Below are 20237 nucleotides of genomic sequence, written 5' to 3'. Positions count from 1 at the left end.
CGTTAACCATACCTGCTTGTAGGTAGATTGCGTACAATGCGGCAAAACGCCTGTTAACTAAGGAACTTTCATGACCGCGTACATGATTCTGAAACACCTGCACGTGACCACCGCGTACCTCACCATCACACTCTTTGCCCTGCGTCTGCTCCTGGACGCCGTCGGAAGACCTGGGTGGCGACAGACACCGCTGCGGTTTATTCCCCACATCAACGACACCATTTTGCTGGTGGCGGCGATCTCTCTGGTTTTTGTGGCCGGGTACGCTTCGGCCATGCCGGGTTGGCTGATTGCCAAAATTGTCTTACTGGTCGGCTACATTATTGCTGGCGTGTTCGCTCTGAAAACCACCCTCGGAAAGCCCGTTCGAATTTCCGCGGCGGTACTGGCCCTGGTGCAGGTTACGGCCATTCTTCATTTGGCCCTGGCCAAGCCGTTCTGAGTCAGCGCTTTTCGCTGATCTGCTTCGTCAGCTCCGCCAGTTGTACCTGAACGGCCTGGAGCTGGCGGGCAATCTCGTCCCGCTCATCATGGGCCTGTTGGGCCTGCTTGGCGTTCTGCTCCTCGCTCATGACCTCCAGGATCGCCCCGATCATCATGTTCAGGAAAACAAACGCAGTCAGGAAAATGAAGGTGATGTAGAAAACCCAGCTCAGCGGGTACTGCTCCATGGTGGCGTACATTACATCGGTCCAGTCCTCGAAGGTGGCCACCCGGAACAGGGTCAGCATGGCAATGGCCACATCCCCCCAGAGCTCCTCATCCACGCTGGCGAAGAACATTGAGCCCATGGCCGCGTAGATATAGAAAATGATGAACATCAGCAGGGCGATGTAGCCCATGCGAGGGATCGCCTTTAGCAGCGAGTTGATCAGAAACCGGAGTTCCGGGACCACGGATACCAGGCGCAGCACCCGGAATACCCGCAGCAGACGCCCCAGCAAAACCGCCTCGGAGTTGTCCAGAGGAATCAGGCTGCCGATCACCACCAGGGTGTCGAACAGGTTCCAGCCGTCGAACAGAAATCGCTTTTTGTTGGCGCATACACCAAACCGGAACAGGATTTCCACCAGGAAAAACAGGGTGATGGCGTTGTCCATGACGATCAGCGATTTTTCCACCAATGGCGGCAGATCATAGGTTTTGGCGCCAATGGTCAGTGCCGACAGGATGATGATGGTAATGACTGCGCCCTGAAAAACCTTGCTGGACTCAATGCGGCGGAGTTTCTCGAAACCGGAGGCGGGGCTTATTTGGGACGACATGGCAGACTTCGGCTCCAGATAATTCGGGGGGAGGGCGGAATTCTAAAGGGCTGCGACGGAATTGGATAGCCTGAATGATGGTCGGACGCCCCTGACAGCGAAGCGGCCGTAAGTAATAAGCATGATTTATTCGGCTTGATCAGAAATATTCACTCGTGCGATGGGCAAACCCTTCCCACAATCAGGTCACAAACAACAATACCAAAAGCGAGTGACATTCCATGGAAGACAGACCGGAGTTAGCCGGCTGGCGCTGGGGCTGTTCACCTTCCGCGTGCCGTTTTACCACACGCGCCTGTGCTGGTCCGAGTTCCTGCAGGGGCTGTTTGTTTCTGCCGCCACAGGCCTGGCATTGATCCCCGTGATGACCGCCTTCTTTGGCCTGAGTTTTGAAGAAGCCGTTGCACTCTCAATGATTCACGCCTCCCTGATTGCCTCGATTGCGGCGCTCAAGCGGGTCTTCGTGGATGACGCCGAACGCTTTCTGCTTGAGCAGCCAATTGCCACGGGTCTTGCCTGCGCCTACATCGCCATGTCGATTCCGAGGGATAATGCTTCCCGGGGTACGGTGGTTCTGATTGGCGCCGCGCTGGCATTCTTTGAACCCTGGATGGGGCTGTTGATTGGCGTTGTTGCGACTCTGGCACTGGTGGGCTGGGACCGTAGCCCGGATCCGATTCCTCACGACGAGTGACGCGCCGATGGCAGATCCCTGGTCTCAGCCAGCCTGGTTCAGGATGATCTGCCATTCCTCCTCGCCCACGGGCATCACAGAGAGCCGGTTACCCTTCCGGACCAGAGGCAGGTCTTCGAGCCCGGCCATGGATTTCAGTTCTTCGAGCGGGATCAACCCTGGCAGGGTGCGAACATACTTCATGTCGACAGCCTGCCAGCGAGGCTTTTCCCTGGTGCTCTTGCCATCGTAGTAGGGCGATTCCGGGTCAAACTGGGTTGGGTCCGGATAGGCGCTGCGAACAACCGTCACTATGCCGGCTATACCGATGTGCTTGCAGCTGGAGTGGTAGAGGAAAACCTCGTCGCCCTCTGCCATCTGTGCCAGAAAGTTCCGGGCCTGGTAGTTACGCACGCCGTCCCACGGGATCACACCGTCCGGGGCTTTCGCAAAATCTTCTATGCCGCATTCTGCAGGTTCTGATTTAACCAGCCACTTGGCCATGATGTTTCTCCCATTTGCCGGATCAGCCTCATTGAAGTCCCGCAATTATACGGAAAAGCCCCGCAGTGCGGGGCAACGAGAGGCAATCAATCAAGCGGGCTTATGATCCGCCGGCTGTTGGCGGTGGCGCCAGCGGGTCTTTGGGCTTTTTGCGGTTCAGTGGGTAAAACAGTTGTGGCGAGGCCAGTTCCGGCAGGTCGGTTCTTTCCTCGTTGGCGGCCCACTCCACCCGCTCGGCAGAGCGGATTGCGTAGTGCATCCACGCCAGGGCAGCTGCAACGATCACGAACATCAGCATAAAGCAGCTCTGCCAGATGCCCGTAAGGTCGTTCAGTACGCCGAAGGTCAGTGGCAGTATAAATCCCCCAAGCCCGCCAATCATGCCCACCACACCGCCTACGGCGCCGACATGTTTGGGGTAGTAAACCGGAATGTGTTTGTACACCGCTGCCTTGCCCAGTGACATAAAGAATCCGAGGATAAAAATCAGGGCCACGAACATGGGCAGGTTCATGGCCAGGGTAAAGCGGATATCGCCATCAATGCCCTGAACGACGTAGTCGGTGGGCGGGTAGCTCAAAAGAAACGTGCACAGAACCGACGCACCGAAGGTCCAGTACATCACCCGGCGGGCGCCGAAACGGTCTGACATCCAGCCGCCGAGAATCCTGAACAAGGAGGCCGGAATGGTGTAGAGCGCGGCAATGATACCGGCGGTTTTGATGTCCAGGCCGTAAACGCCAATCAGGAAGTGCGGCAGCCAGAGCGCCAAAGCCACAAAGGCGCCGAACACAAAGAAGTAGTACAGGGCAAAGCGCCAGACCCTCAGCTCCCGCAGTGGTTCCATCTGCTCCAGGAAGGTTTTGGACTTGCTGCCAGCCCGCTCTGCCGCCAGGGGATCTTCCTTGGCCAGCAGAATGAAAACAACACCCATGATCGCCAGCACCGTGGCGTAGATCTGCGCGGTGCTTTCCCAGCCGAATGCCACCAGCAGGAACGGGGCCCCGAAATTGGTTACTGCCGCGCCCACGTTGCCCGCACCGAAAATGCCCAGGGCTGTGCCCTGCCGCTCCGGTTCAAACCAGGCCGCCGTGTAAGCCACCCCCACGATAAAGGCACCACCTGCCAGGCCAACGCCCAGAGCGCCTACCAACAGCATGAGGTACGTGGTCGCGAAGGTGAGCAGGTACACGCAGGCGGCGGTGGTTAGCATCAGAATGCCGAATACCCAGCGGCCGCCGTACCTGTCTGTCCATATCCCCAGGAAAAGTCGGCTAATTGAGCCGGTAAGAATGGGGGTGGCCATCAGCAGACCCAACTGGGTATCCGACAGCCCGAGATCCTCGCTGATGCGAATCCCGATGATGGAGAAAATGGTCCACACCGCAAAGCACAGGGTGAAGGCGAAAGTGGATAAACCGAGCGCACGGTATTGCGCTGGCTTTGACGGGGTATTGGCCATGCTCCGCTCCCTCCGCTTGCTCATCAATTGAGGTCTGAAAACACTTCTTAAACCTTACCAAAACCAGGGTTTTTCCATGCGGGGCATTGGAGGTACCTCCTGCTGGGTGCAGTGGTGGTAGGCAATCAGAGGGTTTTGGGGGCAGGGGGATAGACCCCTGATTGCTCTGGTGGGGTACGCGCTCTCAGCGTTGATTTACGTCAATTATGGGCGGCCCCGGAGTGTGGGCTAATGCTGACAGATATCAATGGATGCCCCTTGAAATAGCCTTTGAAAGGGTACCGAAAGCGCCCTTTGGAGAACTCAAAAATGAAAATCATGATTGCCTACGACGGCTCGCGAAATGCCAGGTTGGCGCTGGCCCAGACCATCACCATGTTCCGCGACCTCAAACCGGTCATTACCCTCGTGGCCGTTGCCGAAAACCCCCGCGACATCACCTCGGGAAACGAGGACATGTTCCAGGAAGAGTTGAACGATCTGAAAAAGCACATCGCCGAGGCCATGGAGGTGTGTGAGCAGGAACAGATCTCCGTCGAAAACATGCTTCTGGAGGGCGACGCCCGAAAGATGTTGCTGTTCGCAGCGGAGAAAAAGGTTCATCCGGACATGCTGGTTATCGCCCGCCACAGCCATGAGCCTGACGGCGGTTTTATTGCCCGCTCACTGACTTACTTCGTGGACGAACTGGATTACATGACCTTCGGCAGCGTGAGTTCCTTCCTTGCCCGTCGCATCCAGTGCCCGCTTCTTATTCTGCCCAGCCGTTGAGTCTGGCTATAACCGTTTCTGTATCTGAAAGCCCAGGGAGGCTGACATGAAAGTCGCAGACGTTTTCCACGTCAAAAATCCGGAAGTCAGGGCTCTGCACCTGACCTGGATCGCATTCTTTATAACTTTCTACGTGTGGTTCAACATGGCGCCGCTGGCATCCAGTATGCTCAAAAGCGTCAACTGGCTCACCGCGGATGATCTTCGCCTGTTTGCCATCGCCAACGTAGCGCTGACCATACCTGCCCGGATTATCGTGGGCATGGCCCTGGACCGCTTCGGCCCCCGCCGGGTGTTTTCGGTACTAATGGTATTGATGGCCATCCCTGCCCTGGTATTTGCGTTCGGCAACACCATGACCCAGCTCCTGGTCAGCCGCCTGGTGCTCAGCTCCATCGGTGCCAGCTTTGTGGTGGGTATCCACATGACCGCCATGTGGTTCAAACCGAAAGACATCGGCTTCGCCGAAGGCTTCTATGCCGGTTGGGGCAATTTCGGCTCGGCCGCTGCGGCTATAACTCTGCCAACCATTGCACTGCACATGTACGGTGGTGAAGACGGCTGGCGCTGGGCCATCGCCCAGAGCGCAATCGTGATGGCGGCGTATGGTGTGTACTACTGGTTTGCGATTACCGACGGCCCGGCGGGCACCGTTCATCGCAAGCCGCGCAAGGCCGTGGCTCTGGAAGTCAGCAGCTGGGGGGACATGATCAAGTTGATCCTCTGGACCATTCCCCTGGTGGGCGTTCTGGGCATCCTGGTATGGCGAATCGAGAACATGGGGTACCTGAGTGCGACCGGAGCCGCTATCTGTTACGCGGTGATCGTGGCCATTGTCTGCTATCAGATTATCCAGATTCTCCGGGTTAATATTCCCTTGCTGAAACAGGGTGTGCCCGAGGACGACAAGTACCCGTTCAACAGCGTTGCAGCTCTGAACAGCACCTACTTCGCCAATTTTGGTGCCGAGCTGGCGGTGGTGTCCATGCTGCCGATGTTCTTCGAGGAAACCTGGAGCCTGAGTGCGACCGCAGCCGGCCTTATCGCTGCCTCCTTCGCTTTCGTGAACCTGGTGGCACGCCCGATGGGTGGCCTGGTTTCAGACCGTATGGGCAACCGCCGGTTTGTGATGCTCAGTTACATGTTCGGCATCTCGGTGGGCTTCGCGCTTATGGGCCTGATGAACTCTAACTGGCCGCTGATTATTGCCGTGGGTATTACCGTATTCACCTCGTTCTTCGTGCAGGGTGCCGAGGGCGCCACCTTTGGCATCATACCCTCTATCAAGAGGCGCCTGACCGGCCAGATCTCCGGCATGGCGGGCGCTTATGGTAACGTGGGTGCGGTGGTGTACCTGACCATCTTCACCTTCGTAACCCCGACCCAGTTCTTCTACATCATTGCCGGTGGCGCGTTTGTCAGTTGGTTGCTGTGCATCATGTGGCTGAAGGAGCCGGAGTCAGGCTTTGCCGACGAATACCAGGTGTCCTCTGTGGATCTCCAGATCGAAGAGGAAGAGCGTCGCCGGCAGGCTGCCGCTACCAGCTAACCCGGAACGGTTGAAGAAAAGGCCGCCGAGGCATTGCCCGGCGGCTTTTTTGCGTTTGAAGGGACATCATTTTGGGGGCCAGGCCTGTCTTACTATGACCACGGATCAGAAGTGGTCGTAGCCGAATTTCATGTAGGTGATTCCAGGGCTCAGAACCAACCGCCAGGCCAGTTCGATATCGTCGCTGCACTCCTGGTCATAGGCTCTTACGGTGTCCGTCAGGCAGTCGAGCCAGAGGTCGTAGAGGTAGGGCTTGATGCTCAGATGGCGGGCGCTGTGCAGGCAGGCAATTCGATGAAGGACATCGTCAACGTTGCCGCTGGCGTAAAAGGCTACGAGGCTGAAAAAGGATTTCTTCAGCATACTCCGCTGAACGGCCATATCGGTATTGCGAAACAGTGCCCGGACCTCGGGAGAAGACATCAGGAACCGGCGATAGAAGCCTTCAAAGAAGTCAGGCACCTCGGGTGGGGTCTGTAGGACACGCTCGTAGCTCGCGTCGAATAGCTCTTCGAAGGACATGGCAGGCTCCCTGGTTCTCTTGGGATTAAATCCAATATCCTGAATCTAGCATTTGCCAGCGTGCGCGTCATTTTGTGCAGGTAAGGAGGTAGCCTTTGATGGAAAGCAGGCATAAAAAAACCGGCGCCCTTCACGGACGCCGGCTGTTACTTGAACCCTGTATCAGGGGTTCTTGATGTACGCATCCTTGCGCAGGTAGAACCACCAGTTAACCAACAGACAGAGTGCGTAGAACACCGCAAAGCCGTACATGGCCACCTCTGGGGTGCCGGCCTGGATTTCCTGGCCCATCACCCTGGGGGCGATAAACGCGCCGTAGGCGGCAACCGCAGAGGTCCAGCCCAGAACCGGGCCTTTCTGCTGCTGGTTGAAGATGAAACCGATGCTGCGGAAGGTGGAGCCGTTACCGATACCACTGGCCGCAAACATGATGATGAACAGGATCAGGAACGGTGCAAAGTAGGCGTTCGGATCAGTGGAGTTGTAGGCCAGCATCATCACGTAGCCGGTGGCCACGGAGGCTGCGACCATCACAACCGAGATGATCTGGGTAACGATGGATCCACCCACCTTGTCGGAAATCCAGCCGCCCACCGGGCGAATGAGCGCGCCAACAAACGGCCCCATCCAGGCCCAGGTCAGTGCGCTCGGCGCATCAGGGTTGACCACACGGGTTACCGTGCCATCGGCTGCCACTTCCATCATGTTGCCGAAGATAACGGTAATGGACAGCGGCAGGGCAGCGGAGAAGCCGATGAATGATCCAAAGGTAAGGATGTAGAGCACGGTCATGGACCAGGTGTGCTTGTTGCTGAAGATTGCAAACTGGGCCTGGATGTTGGGCTTGATATCGCCGGGGATCAGCCGCAGAAGAATCAGTGTGAGCACGATGGTCAGGGGCAGGGCCAGCCACATGTTCAGCACGCTGAGGGCCCAGACGCCTGCGATGGAGGCGAGAATACCTACGCCATAGAGCCCCAGAATCTTGCCGAAGGCCGAAAGCGGGTTGCCCGGATTCGGGGTAATCACTTTCAGGTTGTTCATGCCAAACCAGCCGGCAAACGCCAGCGGAATCAGAAACACCAGCCAGATAAACCCGGCGTTCTGGATCCAGGTATCGGTACCCGCCTCAATGCGGCCAATCAGCGTGCCGCTGGGGCTCTGCAGCTGCATAGGGTCACCGGCCAGGGCGCCGAAGATACCCACGGTCATGACCAGTGGGATGACCACCTGCATGGTGGTGACGCCGAAGTTACCGAGACCGGCGTTCATGCCGAGGCCATAGCCCTGCTTGCTTTTCGGGTAGAAGGTACTGATGTTGCTCATGGAGCAGGCGAAGTTACCGCCGCCGATACCGGATAGCAGTGCCAGGGCCTGGAACACGATAAACGGTGTATCCGGGTTCATCAGGGCGATGCCGGTACCGGCAGCAGGAATCATCAGGAGGGCAGTGGTCAGGAACACCGTGTTTCGTCCGCCGGCGATCTTGATCATGAACGAGGCGGGGATCCGCAGGGTGGCGCCAGACAGGCCTGCAATCGCAGACAGTGTAAACAGTTGCTCAATGCTGAAAGGAAAACCCAGGTTCTTCATCTGGGTGGTGATCATCCCCCACATCAGCCAGACGGCAAAGCCCATCAGCAGGCTGGGGATGGAAATCCACAGGTTGCGGGAAGCAATGCGCTTGCCCTCCCGCTCCCAGAATTCTTCGCTCTCGACATCCCAGTGTTCGATGTCTGCGTTGGTTTTGGCCATGATTTTGACTCCCTCGGTTAACGTGCCCTTGGCCCCGTTTCTGGTGGCGCTCGGGCTTCTCGACACCATTGTGCAAAGCGAGGCGGGGAGTCATGCTTGATATTTCTCAAGGACAAAATGACGTGTCAGAAGGTGAGTTTTTTGATGAAAATCCAGGCGCGCTTCAGATCGATAAAATCTATTAAAATCAAATGGGTGCGATAGTGATATCCCGAAGTGGGTAGGCGTTATGGATGCTGGCGCAGTGGAGGTAGCCAATCATTTCCGGCGGTTCTGGCTATCCCGGAACAGTAAAATCGTCTGCAGCGCCACAAAACCGTAGATGCAGGACCAGCTCGCCGATGCCAACCAGAGTGCAACCGGTTCAAGAAAAGGCGCGTTGCCCGCGTAGAGTCGGGCGACTGCCGCAATGGCCATGCCCGAGGCGATGCCAACAACCTGCCAGATGGGTGGTGTCATTCGTCTGGCTCGCTGCCAGGCAAGCCGCAGCATGACACTGGTGGAAAGCGTGCCGAGGGCTCCGATTGTTATCAGGTGCATGGAGGCGACGGGATCGTTTTCTTTCAGAAGGCTTAACCCGCTTGCGCCAGCGCCTGCAGCCAGCCATAAGTAGCCAAGTGCCAGTACCAGAAGGTCTGGCCGGTTTCGGCAGTGCCAGAGCTTCCAGCGAGCAGCGCGAACCACAATCAGAAAACCCGCAACCAGCAATAACAGACCCACGGCCGGGGCCGCGACTGGCAGAAAGCTGAGCAGCAGTGCCAGCAGCAAGATGGCCAGAAGGGTTCCCTCAACATGTGGCTGAACCCGGGCCTCAAGGGGGATGCCCCGTTTCTCAAGCGTGCCGGCCACAGCCGGCGCAATGACTCGCCCGCCGATAAACGTCATCAGAAGCAGCAAACCGACAATGGCGGTTGTCAGTACCTGGCGGCTATCCAGTATTGCCGGTGCGCTTGCGGCCAGTGTGTTGCTGGCAAGCCAGAAAACGACCGACAACAGGCAAAGAAGCAGAATCAGCGGGCCGGCAATCCGGTTGCGCCATTTTTTGGCCGCCTGAAATCTCGGGACCGCGTAGCGCGCCAGCATGAGGGCGAAGGCCGGGCTTAACAGTTGGGCGGCAATACTTTCCGGCGCCAGAACCCAGCTGACCCTCGCGAGTATCCAAAGCACAAAGAGCAGAGTGAGTACCCGGCCAGGTTGGGGGCCGAGGGTGTAGCCGGCGATGAGGGCCAGGGCGAAGCCGAATATCAACTCATGGCCGTGTCCCGCACCGAGCAAACCGGGCGGCCAGCCTGTCCCGGACAGCACGCTGTATATCGACAGGGGAACCGTTAATGCGGCGAATAGTGATGCGGCAGGGAAGAATAGCCAGAACGCATGAATGTTCTTTCTTGGCATGCCTGAGTTGTCCGAAGTCATCTCGTGTCCTTGACCGTTCGGCGCACCGAAACTATCAGTAAAAATAACGCGGGAAACATTTTAAAGGTGCATCATGAATATTACACAACTTGCCCGTCTACCATTTTCCGGCAATGGCGCCTGGTCAGAGCTGCGGCGCCTTGACCTGTCCATTCCGTTCCTGGCCTGGGTGGTGGTAGTGCCGATGTCGTTTCTGCCGCCGGTGCTGCTCTACTATGCCGGAACGCAGTACGGCGACGCCTTCATGCAGGGATTCGGAGACAAGGAGTGGCGGTTTATCACCACTATCCTTTTCCTGGCAGAGTTACTCACGTTCTTCGTGATGGGCTGGCTGATCCACGCCGTTATGGATAGTCATCAATTGAAAATCAGTTATCAGGATGCCTATTTGCTGGCCGCAATTGCGCCGCTACCGCTCTGGCTGTCATCACTGGCGCTGCTGGTGCCGGTGCTGGCAGTCAGCGTTGTGGCGGTGTTTGCCGCCTTGTTCCTGTCCTGTGCGCTGGTCTACCAGGGCGTTCGCTCATTCTGCGAGCGAAGCGATAATGATGTGGTGGTCATGTCGGCCACCTACACCGTTATGTCGGCGTCTTTGCTGGCATGGGGCGTGCTGATGGCAATGGTTTGGGCGTTCTGATCAGGCCGTGTGGGGGAGGACGCCAAAATAGATGGCACTGAAGTGGCAGGCGCTGCCGCCGATTACGAACAGGTGCCAGATCGCATGCATATAAGGTATGCGGTCGGCCAGATAGAAGGCGACACCGGCGGTGTACAAAATGCCGCCGGCAATCGTCAGGTTCAGGGCTGTTTCACTCAGGTTGGCCACCAGATCGGATGAGGCGAACGTGATCAGCCAGCCCATGGCCACATAGATGCCAACCCTCGCGAGCTTGAAGCGGTTTTTGAAAATAACCTTCAGCACCACGCCGGTGATCGCCAGTGACCAGATCACCGCAAACAGTGTCCAGCCCACCGTGCCGCGCATGTTTACAAGCAGAAAGGGCGTGTAGGTGCCGGCGATCAGCAGAAAAATGGCGCAATGATCAAGGGTTTTGAACGCCCTTTTCAGTTCTGGCCGCCGGGCACCGTGATACAGGGCTGAGGCCAGATAAAGAAGAATCAGGGACGCGCCGAAAATACTGAAACTGACAATCTTCCAGGCATCCCCGAATTGACTGGCGCCCACGATCAACGCGGCCGTGCCAATAACGCTCAATATTGCGCCCAGACCATGGGTGGCGCTGTTCAGCCACTCTTCAATGCGGTGATGGTTATTATTTGCGGGGGATGGAGTTGCTGTCACAGAGCGGTCTTCCGAATTAGCCATGGCCCTAAAATACTTCAGCGTACACCTGTACGCAATGCCTGATCGTGAACATCCTGTGACCCTGTTCAGAAAAACTGAACGACCTGTCGGAAAACTTCCGATTTCTCTCGAGTCTGCCGCTGGTTAGCATGCGTATATCCGATCAAAGACAGAGGAGGTTCTCCCGATGGCAAAAGTGCTTGTGCTCTATTACTCCATGTATGGCCATATTGAGACAATGGCAAACACCATTGCCGAAGGTGCAAAAGGTGTCGATGGTGCAGACGTTACAGTCAAGCGTGTGCCGGAAACCATGGCCGACCAGGCATTTCTGGGCGCTGGCGGAAAGGCGGACCAGGAAGCCCCGGTAGCCGATCCGAAAGAGCTGGCAGAATACGACGCGATCATTTTCGGTACGCCCACCCGGTTCGGCAACATGGCCGGGCAGATGCGGACCTTCCTGGATCAGACAGGCGGTTTGTGGGCCGAAGGCAAGCTTCACGGCAAGGTGGCCAGTGTGTTTACCTCCACAGGCACCGGTGGCGGGCAGGAGCATACCATCAGCTCATTCTGGACCACACTGGCCCACCACGGCATGGTCATTGTGCCCCTGGGTTACGGCATCCCGGAATTCTTCGATATCTCGGAAGTGAATGGCGGGACTCCCTACGGAGCGTCAACTATCGCAGGCGGGGACGGCTCACGGCAGCCCAGCGAGAAAGAGCTGGCGATTGCCCGCTTCCAGGGTAAGCACGTTGCCGAGCTGGCAGTAAAACTGCACGGCTGATTCTGAAGTTTTAGCAAAGCGTTGAGCGTTTTTCAGGGCAGCAGGCGAGAGCTTGCTGCCCTTTTTTATGCGGTATCCGGTTGGCTTCAGGGCCGGCTCTTCGCAGTTGCGGTTTTCAGGCGGGAGAAAGTCGCCGGCACAACACCGAGCCATGATGCCAGTTGATTATCTGGCACCCGTTTAACCAGTTCTGGGTATTCTTCCAGCAACAACTTGTAGCGTTCTCTTGCCGGCATGGTGTGCTTGCGGAATTCTCTCATACTGGTCAGCTCGGCAATTTCTTCCGTCAGGGCAAGGGCGAACCGGGGCCAGAGCCCTTCACCGTGAGACTGGATAGCGGACCGGAACGCCGCGAAGTCAGCCACCCAGGCCGTTACCGGCGTTACTGAGGTCAGGCAAAGGGTGTTTCGTACGGTTCGGCTACGGCCAAAAACCGGCCAGACCATATCGCCTTCGGAAAAGAAGTGGTGGACGGACACCTTGCCGCTGGGTGCTTCCCGGAACAGCCGAAGGATGCCGTACTGAACCAGATAAACGTTTGCCCAGGGTGTGTCGTGCTTCTCCAGAGCGGTTTCGGGGTCAACCCTGCAAAGGTGAAACAGGCGGGCGAGGTCTGCCAGAAACCGTGCGTCGGGATCATTCTCGTGCCCTGCCAGGCGAATTCCGAAAACCCGGCTGAGGCCATTCAGCAGGGCAGCTGACTCAGGTGCGGCATCCTGCTGGATAATATCCGGGTTGTTTTCTCCCAACATGCACGGGGCGGAGGAAACGTCTGGCCTGAAGATGCTGTTCATGGCGTTGACCCTGTTATGAGTGTCAGGTGAATTATGGTATCAGAGAAACATCTTTTGAAATGACTTAAATCATTAAGCCTTTTTCACTGAGTCGATATCGCGATCTGACGAACGTTCAGTGATAGACTCCGCCTCCTGTTGCTGGAAGTTTCCCCTTTCCTCACGGAGTCCCGATGGCCGCAGCCTTTGCCCTTTTCTTCAAGCTTATTCCGCTCTACGTAACGGTCGCCCTGGGCTGGGTCGCCGGTCGTTATCTTGAGGCCAGTGGTCGTCATATCGCCGGCATCATGCTCTATATCGTGACGCCCTCAGTGGTGTTTTCCGGGGTGATGGTAGCGCCGCTTTCTCCCGAAGTTATCTTGTTGCCGTTTCTGGTATTCGGGATTTCTTCTGTGCTGGGAATTGCGCAATTAAAGCTGGCAAAGCGGGTGCTCTCCGACGGCAGTGCCAACATCATTCCCCTGTGTGTGGGTTCCGGTAACACGGGGTACTTCGGTGTGCCGGTTGCGTTGTTGCTGTTCGGTGAGGAGGGGCTGGGGCTCTACATCGTGTGCATGCTGGGCACCACGCTGTTCGAGAACTCCGTGGGCTTCTATCTGGCGGCGAGAGGGCGTTACAGCATCAAGGATTCGCTCTGGCGGGTGCTGAAGCTCCCGTCGGTATACGCCTTCCTGGCGGCCGTCGTCCTTAACCTGGCGGGCATCGGAATTCCGGATATCTTTGTGCCGCTGTTCGATAACCTGCGCGGCGCCTACAGCATTCTGGGCATGATGATCATTGGCATGAGCATCACCAGCTTTCGCGGCCTGGCGGGCAATGTCCGTTTCACGGCCCTGGCGTTTTTCGGGAAGTTCGTGGTCTGGCCACTGGTGGCCATTGTGTTCTGGTGGCTGGATTCAACCGTGCTGGGCATCTATGAGCCGGCCGTACACAAGGCCATGTTCCTGATTTCGATCACGCCGATTGCCGCGAATACTGTGGTCATTGCGACCCTGCTGGATACCTCGCCAAGGCAGGCAGCGGGTACCGTATTGCTTACCACGCTGTTTGCCCTGGCGTTTATCCCGATGATGATCTCACTTGCTTTCTAGCGGCTGCTTGACGGTGTTGCCGCCGGTTGCGCTTCGCTGGCCCTGGCTTCTGCGATATCGCTGCGGGCATGGCGCACCACGCTGATACCGGCCGTTATCGCCAGCGTACCCATGATTGCGGCAACGATCAGGTCGGGCCAGGCAGTTCCGGTACCGAACACACCGAGTGCGGCCACCATAACGGCGATGTTGCTGATGGCATCGTTCCGGCTGCACAGCCAGACCGAACGCATGTCGGAATCCCCTTCACGGAATTTGAACAGTATTGCGGCCACGCTCACGTTGGCGGTAAGTGCCAGCAGACCAACCGCCCCCATGGTCAGCGGCTCCGGTGTAATGCCTGCCTGCACCACCCAGACGGCCCGGGCCCAGACCACCAGGCCAAACACCGTCATGGTGATGCCCTTAACCATGGCTGCGCGCCCTCGCCAGAGCATACCCATGGAGAGGACGGTGAGGGACAGAATGTAGTTGGCGCTGTCGCCGAAGAAATCGATGGCATCGGCCATCAGCGAGACAGAGCCCGATGACAGACTGGCGATGCCTTCCACAACAAACATGGCCAGGTTCACCCACAAGGCGATCCATAACGCCCGGCGGAAGCCCGGGGCAGGGGATTTTGGTTCGGGGGCAGAGCAACTGCACGCCATAAAGACCTCCTTGGTTCAGATAGTCTTATTGAAAACCCTGTAGTAGCTACAGGGTCAACAGTTGCTGCAGAAAATTTTGAGATTCGTCAGTTCTGGCCCGGCCCATGGGTACCGGGAACGTGGTTGTGGCGGTCCTCGGGCTCTGGAGTCTCGAGCTCCGTGCTAAGCCCGCCGAGGATGCCGCATTCGCGCACTGTGCGGCCATCGGAGCAGGCTTCCTGAAGTTGCTCGAGAGTTTCTTCAAGGCTCGCCAGCTCCTTCAACCGTTCCCGTACATGAGTCAGATGGCGAGCCAGCAGGGCGTCTACTTCGCTGCAATCCGCTTCCGGTTGCTCGGCCAGCCGGATCAGCTCGCGGATCTCGTCCTGGGCCATGTCCAGGTTGCGACAGCGTTTGATAAAGAGAAGGCGTTCCAGATGGGCGTTGCGATACGAGCGGTAGCCGCTGGCGTCCCTGTCCGGTTCCGGTAGCAAACCGATTTTTTCGTAGTAGCGGATGGTTTCAACAGGAATGGCCGTTGTCTTTGCGAGTTCACCGATCTTCACTGCCTGATACCCCCGGTAGTACCCGGAAAATGGACCGTTGCCTTGAATCCTCCGGTCGAGCCGGAGCTGAAATTCAGGGTACCACCATAGCGGTCTGTAATCTCCCGCACGATGGCCAGCCCCAGGCCATGCCCCGGCGTTTGTTCATCCAGACGCAGCCCGCGGGTGCCGAGGGTGTCCAGCGCGTCGGGAGGAATTCCGGGGCCATCGTCCTCAACGGTGATGGCAAATCCTTTCCCATCCTCGTGCAGACCAAGTTCCACGAACCTGGCGGACCACTTGCCGGCATTGTCCAGAAGGTTGCCCAGAACCTCATTCAAGTCGTGCTCTTCGATGGGCCAGCGTCGTTCTTCGGTCAGTACGGTCGACATTTCAAAGGATTTTGCCGGATACAGCCGGCCGAGCATCCAGAGAAGGTCTCGGGCCTGCTTCAGAGGGTAGGCGCTTTTGCCGACCTGTGGACCCGCGAACCGGCTGCGCCGCATTTCTGCCTCAAGTTGTCTGTCGATATCATCGAGCCTGCCGGCCATTTGTTGTCTTAGGGTGTTGGGGAGGGGGCGGTCGGTATCTTCCAGAATCTGGCGAACGGCAGCGATGGGCGTTTTAACGCTGTGGGAGAGATTCGCCAGCGCATCCCGGGAGCGCTCCAGCCGCTGGTCCAATGAGTCGAGCAACTGGTTGAGCTGCAGTACAAGAGGTTGGAACTCCTCGGGGGCCCTGACATCAATCCGCGATATCTCGCCATCCTGCAGCCGCTTTAATGCGGCCTTGAGGCTTACTACGGGGCGCATGGACAGGTTGATACCCAGCCAGAGTGTGCCAACCAGCAGCAGGATCAGCAGCAGGGAAACAACGGCCGTCCAGGCGTGAAGCTCGGCCTGGCTCCGGCTCAAGGCACCAAGGTCTTCGGAAACGATCACCACGATGGGCTGGTCGTCCACGCGAAAGGACTTCCGGTAAGCAAGGATATCCGAGGGCGCCTCCGCAATTTCGGCGCCACTGACCCGCAGTGTACCTTCCTCGCCGGACTCCACCAGTGGCATCAACAGCGGTGCCCAATTCTCGGGGGAGATGATGGTCCGGGTGTCGGAATGGATAGCGAATGCGTGGTGAAAAACTTCCTGGAAATAATCACCGGTCTGTAGGGTGTCCAGCCTACCACTGGAATCGCGAATCTGGTGTTCCAGAAAAGCGACTTCGTCTTTGAGCCGGGTGAACGGATCCGTCTGCGCTTCATCAACTCTTCCGCCATGACCTATTTCGACGTTCGCATTCCCGGTCTGGAAATGACCGTGGTCCAGGCGGATGGCAACAATGTGCAGCCGGTGAACGTGGACGAGTTCCGCATTGGCGTGGCAGAAACCTACGATGTGATCGTTCGCATCACGGATAGGAAAGCCTGCACCATCTTTGCCGAATCCATGGGCCGCTCGGGCTTTGCCAGGGGGACTCTTGCGCCGGAAGAGGGGATGACGGCAGAAGTGCCGGAACTTCGGGAGGCGCCATTGCTGACCATGGCCGATATGGCCGGGCATATGGATCATGGCGATATGAATCATGGAGACATGAGCAAAGACGCCATGGGCGGCATGAACGACGACGGCATGGACAGTGGTGAAATGGCCGGGATGGATCACAGTGCCATGGGCCATGGCAGTATGGGCGGGAGCGATGGAGCTTCCATGCCGGAAGATCCCTTTTATGCCAGTGGCAGCGGGTTGATGCCCACCGCCAGCAATGGTGGAAAGTTCCTGTCCTATGCCGATCTCAGGGCACAGAACCCGTTGTACGACCACCGCGAGCCAACCCGCGAGATTGAATTGCGCCTTACTGGCAACATGGAGCGCTATGAGTGGAGCATCAACGGCATCAAGTATGAGGATGCCGACCCCATCGTCCTGCAGTATGGCGAGCGGGTCCGCTTCAAATTCGTCAACGAAACCATGATGACCCACCCCATGCACCTGCACGGTATGTGGTCGATCCTTGATGTGGGCGAGGGCAAATGGAACCCCCTGAAGCACGTGATCAGCGTGGCGCCAGCCACCACTGTCTATATGGAAACGGAGGTGGATGCACCGGGTGAGTGGGCGTTCCATTGCCATCTTTCCTACCACGCCGCCTCCGGCATGTTCCGCAAGATCGTGGTTGAAGGTGGCCCGGACAGCACCGTTGCCGAGGGCAAGCCAAGCGGCACACAGGGAGGTGAATCATGAGTCGGTTAACAGCCTCCATGTGCGGCCTGACTCTGGCCGTGACTGCAATGTCCACACCAGCGATTGCCCAGGACGATCCGGCCAAAAAGACCCAGACCGCCAAGAGCTTCTGGGGTGTGTCTGCGGAGAAGTTTGAGTACCGGTATAGCGATTCGGACGAGGAGCTGGCGGTTATTGAAGGCGATGCCTTTTATGGCACCGATGAACTGAAATTCCGCTGGTTGTTCGAGGGCGAGTGGGAAGAGGGTCACAATGCCTGGGAAACCCTGGAAAACCAGTTTGTTGCCCAGACTCCGGTGGATGATTTCTGGGATGCCAAGGCCGGAATCCGCATAGATACCCCGGAAGGTCCGGACCGGGTCTATGGCGTGCTTGGGGTCACCGGGCTGGCACCCTACTGGTTCGAGGTAGACACCAACCTTTATGTCAGCGATGAAGGCGACGCCTCGGCGGACTTTGAGGCGGAATACGAGTTGTTGGTCACCAACTTCTGGATCCTGTCGGCTTCGTTCGAGACTCTTGTGGCGTTTTCAGAGGATCGGGAGATTGGTGTCGGCAAGGGGCTCAATTCCACCGAGTGGGGGCTGAGGCTGAGTTATGACCTGATTGACCGGGCCTTCTCGCCCTATGTGGGCGTGGTACACGAGCGCAAGTACGGCGACACTGCTGATCTGGCAGAAGCCGGGGGCGGAAGCACAGAAGACTGGTTTGCCGTGATTGGCGCGCGAATCGCCTTCTGATCTTTCGGATAGCGTGCCGGGGCAGAACCCACCCCGGCACATTCGCGCCTCAGAGCACTTTCTTCAACTGGCCATAGTCTCCGCCAGTGCGCAGTACCAGAGTGATGTTATTGTCGTTACGGTTCCGGAAAAACCACCCGTGGTCGCCGGTAAAGGCGGCCTCAAGCTCTCCTTCATCTTCAGGAACACCTCGGCCCTTCTCGTAAGAGATGGATTGGCCGCTACCGTTGCCGTGGGTGTCGTAGTTGATAGGGCCGCCTTCAGACGCCCAGGAGTATCGGGCCACAGCCCCTTCCTCCATAGTGAGTTTGAATTCGGTTCCCTCGCCCGGCGTCAGCACCACGCGTACTTCATCCTGCCATTGCGGTTCGACAGCTACTGGTTCAGCCGCGGGCTCTGGTTTCGCAGCCGTGATCTCTGCTTCGGGCGCAGAGACCGATTCATCTGAAGGCTCGGCCATGACAGGCTCCGCGACTTCCTGAGGCCCTTGTGCAGACGACGATTGAACGGCAACCATCTCGGCCTCCGCGTCGGCGGCGGCTTCCTCGGCCAGCTGTTCCTTGATTTCACCCATTTCGGTCAAGCCCAGCAGTCGTCCGGCTCCGGTCGGATCGAGCGCGTACTCCGCGGGCATCACAACGGTAACCAGCAGTACCAGCGCCACGATGGCCGCAACAATGGTTGATCGAATCAGTTTGGCGGTACTTGGCAGTTCTTCTCGATTAGGTATGTCAGTGTTGTACATAAAGGTTCTCCAGAATCAGGCGACGAAATAACCGGTAAGCTGATAGCCGAATAGCAGGAAGCCTGCACTCATCATGGCCACATTCGCGGTGTAGGCGTGACGGAAAAAGCCGTCGGTTTTGCGCCAGAAATTGATGGCAATCAGGATCATGGCCAGGGCAATGAGCTGTCCGATTTCCACGCCTACATTGAAGGCGAGAAGATTCGGAATCAGCCCGTCCGGCGAGATGTCGTACTCAAGGATCTTGGTGGACAACCCGAAGCCGTGGAAAAAACCGAAGATGAGCGTGGCGGCTTTGGTGTTGGGCTGAAAGCCAAACCAGCGCTGATAGGCGCCGATATTGTCCAGTGCCTTGTACACGATCGACAGGCCGATAATCGCATCGATGATGTAGCTATTGATGCCGACGTTGAAGTACACGCCCAGCAGCATCGTGGTGGAATGCCCCAGGGCAAACAGGCTCACGTAGATAGCGATGTGCTGCATGCGGTACAGGAAGAAAATGACCCCCAGCAGAAAGAGCAGGTGGTCGTAACCGGTGACCATGTGTTTGGCACCGAGGTAGGTAAAAGCAATCAGGTTTATGCCGGTAATCTCCTGAATGTATCCCTTGTCGCCCTGGGCGACGGCATGGGCCAACGCATCCGCGCTGAGACCGAGCAGGCCCAGTGTCAGGAATATCCAGAAAAAACGATTTCCGCCGGCAGCAACCCGCGCCCAAGGGCGAGGTTTGCCAAGCAAAGTTGACAGCATAGTAACTCCGTAGAATGGGTTTTCGTTCAGCTGCTAAGGCAGCATTGCTCAGATAAACGTGCAGAGCTTTGGCGGGCGGTCGAGCCGGTAACGAAAACTGCGGGGATTCTCTCCAGCAAAGGGAACAGGGCGCCGGAGTGAAGGTGTCAGGTTGGAGAATACCGGCATTTTCAACCGGTCTGCGGACTCGTGGGAGTGGTTGCCAGAGTCATGATGAGAGTGGCGGTCTTGATGGTCTTGCACGCTGTGGCTGTGATGATCATGACTGTGGCCGTGATGGCCTTCGTGCAGGATGTTGGCTTCAGTCAGCTCCGGTACTCCATGGGATAACGTTTCTCCCATGACTGAGAAGGTCATGCCGATGAGCGCAATCAGCATGACAATAATCGGTATTCTTTTTTTACGGTTAACGGCCGTAATCATAAGAACCAGCTTCTGAACTCAAGCTCCGTAAGTGCGTTAATCCGCAATGGGGCGATGCAATGGTTGGTAACGAGAGAATACCATTCCCAGCCAGTTTTTAAGGAATTAAAACAATGAAATGTGATTGCTCTTAAACGTTTGCGGTTCAACTGGATGACCCAGATCAATCTGTATGCTGTTAACCACTCTTGATGGATACTTTTCAGTTTCAATTCAGTTTCATGGTCTTTACTCATGGTGATGCACATTGTTGCAGCCAATAAGGAGGAT

Annotated in this window: 21 protein-coding genes and 2 pseudogenes; 9 read left to right on the top strand and 14 right to left on the bottom strand. The window is 57.2% G+C overall.

Going from position 1 to position 20237, the window contains the following annotated elements; all coding sequences use genetic code 11:
* The first annotated feature begins 70 nt into the window (after positions 1-70).
* The gene (locus tag ACGK9W_RS13060) at positions 71-442 is read left to right on the top strand and encodes a SirB2 family protein (protein ID WP_041645567.1); all 372 of its coding nucleotides are present in this window, start codon (positions 71-73) and stop codon (positions 440-442) included.
* 1 nt (position 443) lies between these two features.
* Here the strand turns inward: ACGK9W_RS13060 and ACGK9W_RS13055 are convergent, their stop codons facing one another.
* Positions 444-1265, bottom strand: coding sequence for an ion transporter (locus ACGK9W_RS13055; RefSeq protein ID WP_405417104.1), 822 nt, complete (start codon positions 1263-1265; stop codon positions 444-446).
* A 211-nt stretch (positions 1266-1476) separates the two neighbouring features.
* Here ACGK9W_RS13055 and ACGK9W_RS13050 point away from each other — a divergent pair, with 211 nt between their 5' ends.
* Positions 1477-1959 carry a hypothetical protein gene (locus tag ACGK9W_RS13050; protein ID WP_273069452.1) on the top strand — a complete coding sequence of 161 codons (483 nt, stop codon included), beginning with the start codon at positions 1477-1479 and terminating at the stop codon, positions 1957-1959.
* Positions 1960-1983: 24 nt separating this feature from the next.
* On the opposite strand, the gene ACGK9W_RS13045 is transcribed toward ACGK9W_RS13050, so the two are convergent.
* Both ACGK9W_RS13045 and ACGK9W_RS13040 read right to left on the bottom strand, forming a co-directional pair.
* A complete protein-coding gene (locus tag ACGK9W_RS13045) occupies positions 1984-2442 on the bottom strand; it encodes an EVE domain-containing protein (RefSeq protein WP_273086078.1) in 459 nt (152 codons plus the stop codon).
* Between the two features lie 100 nt (positions 2443-2542).
* Complete coding sequence (locus ACGK9W_RS13040) at positions 2543-3904, bottom strand: nitrate/nitrite transporter (RefSeq protein ID WP_405417101.1); 1362 nt, start codon at positions 3902-3904, stop codon at positions 2543-2545.
* A gap of 309 nt (positions 3905-4213) precedes the next feature.
* Between ACGK9W_RS13040 and ACGK9W_RS13035 the strand changes: the two genes are divergently transcribed.
* Together ACGK9W_RS13035 and ACGK9W_RS13030 are read left to right on the top strand one after the other, a co-directional pair.
* Positions 4214-4675 (top strand): universal stress protein, encoded by a 462-nt coding sequence (locus tag ACGK9W_RS13035; RefSeq protein ID WP_008175475.1) that lies wholly within the window; start codon positions 4214-4216, stop codon positions 4673-4675.
* Between the two features lie 46 nt (positions 4676-4721).
* Positions 4722-6224, top strand: coding sequence for an MFS transporter (locus ACGK9W_RS13030; protein WP_008175473.1), 1503 nt, complete (start codon positions 4722-4724; stop codon positions 6222-6224).
* Positions 6225-6329: 105 nt separating this feature from the next.
* Here the strand turns inward: ACGK9W_RS13030 and ACGK9W_RS13025 are convergent, their stop codons facing one another.
* The 3 genes from ACGK9W_RS13025 to ACGK9W_RS13015 all read right to left on the bottom strand — a co-directional run bounded on the left by ACGK9W_RS13025 (position 6330) and on the right by ACGK9W_RS13015 (position 9896).
* Entirely contained in the window at positions 6330-6746 is a 417-nt protein-coding gene (locus tag ACGK9W_RS13025) for a globin (RefSeq protein ID WP_053112978.1), read from the bottom strand.
* 162 nt (positions 6747-6908) lie between these two features.
* Positions 6909-8501, bottom strand: a complete 1593-nt coding sequence (locus ACGK9W_RS13020; protein WP_405417099.1) for an antiporter — start codon at positions 8499-8501, stop codon at positions 6909-6911.
* A 258-nt stretch (positions 8502-8759) separates the two neighbouring features.
* The gene (locus tag ACGK9W_RS13015; protein ID WP_039882112.1) at positions 8760-9896 is read right to left on the bottom strand and encodes an NnrS family protein; all 1137 of its coding nucleotides are present in this window, start codon (positions 9894-9896) and stop codon (positions 8760-8762) included.
* Between the two features lie 94 nt (positions 9897-9990).
* On the opposite strand from ACGK9W_RS13015, the gene ACGK9W_RS13010 reads away from it, so the two are divergent.
* A complete protein-coding gene (locus ACGK9W_RS13010; RefSeq protein ID WP_008175464.1) occupies positions 9991-10554 on the top strand; it encodes a Yip1 family protein in 564 nt (187 codons plus the stop codon).
* Here ACGK9W_RS13010 and ACGK9W_RS13005 read toward each other — a convergent pair whose 3' ends face one another.
* Positions 10555-11244: a hemolysin III family protein gene (locus tag ACGK9W_RS13005; RefSeq protein ID WP_008175461.1), complete on the bottom strand. Its 690-nt coding sequence runs from the start codon at positions 11242-11244 to the stop codon at positions 10555-10557. It abuts the gene before it with no gap.
* Between the two features lie 166 nt (positions 11245-11410).
* Between ACGK9W_RS13005 and wrbA the strand changes: the two genes are divergently transcribed.
* Entirely contained in the window at positions 11411-12010 is a 600-nt protein-coding gene (wrbA, locus tag ACGK9W_RS13000) for an NAD(P)H:quinone oxidoreductase (protein WP_008175459.1), read from the top strand.
* 86 nt (positions 12011-12096) lie between these two features.
* Here the strand turns inward: wrbA and ACGK9W_RS12995 are convergent, their stop codons facing one another.
* Positions 12097-12804: a Crp/Fnr family transcriptional regulator gene (locus ACGK9W_RS12995; RefSeq protein WP_008175457.1), complete on the bottom strand. Its 708-nt coding sequence runs from the start codon at positions 12802-12804 to the stop codon at positions 12097-12099.
* 173 nt (positions 12805-12977) lie between these two features.
* Here ACGK9W_RS12995 and ACGK9W_RS12990 point away from each other — a divergent pair, with 173 nt between their 5' ends.
* On the top strand, positions 12978-13895 hold the full coding sequence (locus ACGK9W_RS12990) for an AEC family transporter (protein WP_405417095.1): 918 nt from the start codon (positions 12978-12980) through the stop codon (positions 13893-13895).
* Here the strand turns inward: ACGK9W_RS12990 and ACGK9W_RS12985 are convergent.
* The 3 genes and pseudogenes from ACGK9W_RS12985 to ACGK9W_RS12975 all read right to left on the bottom strand — a co-directional run.
* A complete protein-coding gene (locus ACGK9W_RS12985) occupies positions 13892-14545 on the bottom strand; it encodes a cation transporter (RefSeq protein ID WP_008175454.1) in 654 nt (217 codons plus the stop codon). The genes ACGK9W_RS12990 and ACGK9W_RS12985 overlap by 4 nt on opposite strands.
* Before the next feature lie 86 nt (positions 14546-14631).
* Entirely contained in the window at positions 14632-15090 is a 459-nt protein-coding gene (cadR, locus tag ACGK9W_RS12980; protein ID WP_008175452.1) for a Cd(II)/Pb(II)-responsive transcriptional regulator, read from the bottom strand.
* Positions 15087-16304, bottom strand: a pseudogene (locus tag ACGK9W_RS12975) (sensor histidine kinase); the annotation flags it as partial. The gene cadR and the pseudogene ACGK9W_RS12975, both read right to left, overlap by 4 nt.
* On the opposite strand from ACGK9W_RS12975, the pseudogene ACGK9W_RS12970 reads away from it, so the two are divergent.
* Together ACGK9W_RS12970 and ACGK9W_RS12965 are read left to right on the top strand one after the other, a co-directional pair.
* Positions 16290-17306 (top strand): annotated as a pseudogene (locus ACGK9W_RS12970) (multicopper oxidase domain-containing protein); the annotation flags it as partial. The pseudogenes ACGK9W_RS12975 and ACGK9W_RS12970 sit on opposite strands and share 15 nt — an antisense overlap.
* Positions 17303-18046, top strand: coding sequence for a copper resistance protein B (locus tag ACGK9W_RS12965; RefSeq protein WP_053112969.1), 744 nt, complete (start codon positions 17303-17305; stop codon positions 18044-18046). The pseudogene ACGK9W_RS12970 and the gene ACGK9W_RS12965, both read left to right, overlap by 4 nt.
* A gap of 49 nt (positions 18047-18095) precedes the next feature.
* Here ACGK9W_RS12965 and ACGK9W_RS12960 read toward each other — a convergent pair whose 3' ends face one another.
* The 3 genes from ACGK9W_RS12960 to ACGK9W_RS12950 are packed head-to-tail and all read right to left on the bottom strand — an operon-like array spanning position 18096 to position 19922.
* A complete protein-coding gene (locus ACGK9W_RS12960; protein ID WP_405417093.1) occupies positions 18096-18791 on the bottom strand; it encodes an SPOR domain-containing protein in 696 nt (231 codons plus the stop codon).
* A 15-nt stretch (positions 18792-18806) separates the two neighbouring features.
* The gene (locus ACGK9W_RS12955; protein ID WP_008175443.1) at positions 18807-19544 is read right to left on the bottom strand and encodes a HupE/UreJ family protein; all 738 of its coding nucleotides are present in this window, start codon (positions 19542-19544) and stop codon (positions 18807-18809) included.
* A gap of 48 nt (positions 19545-19592) precedes the next feature.
* Positions 19593-19922, bottom strand: coding sequence for a hypothetical protein (locus ACGK9W_RS12950; RefSeq protein WP_405417091.1), 330 nt, complete (start codon positions 19920-19922; stop codon positions 19593-19595).
* Positions 19923-20237: the final 315 nt, after the last annotated feature.

It is taken from the genome of Marinobacter flavimaris, assembly GCF_045057155.1.
In the GTDB taxonomy this organism is placed as follows: domain Bacteria; phylum Pseudomonadota; class Gammaproteobacteria; order Pseudomonadales; family Oleiphilaceae; genus Marinobacter; species Marinobacter manganoxydans.
The sequence above is the reverse complement of the archived record's forward strand: the minus strand, read 5'-3'. Positions and strand labels throughout refer to the sequence as shown.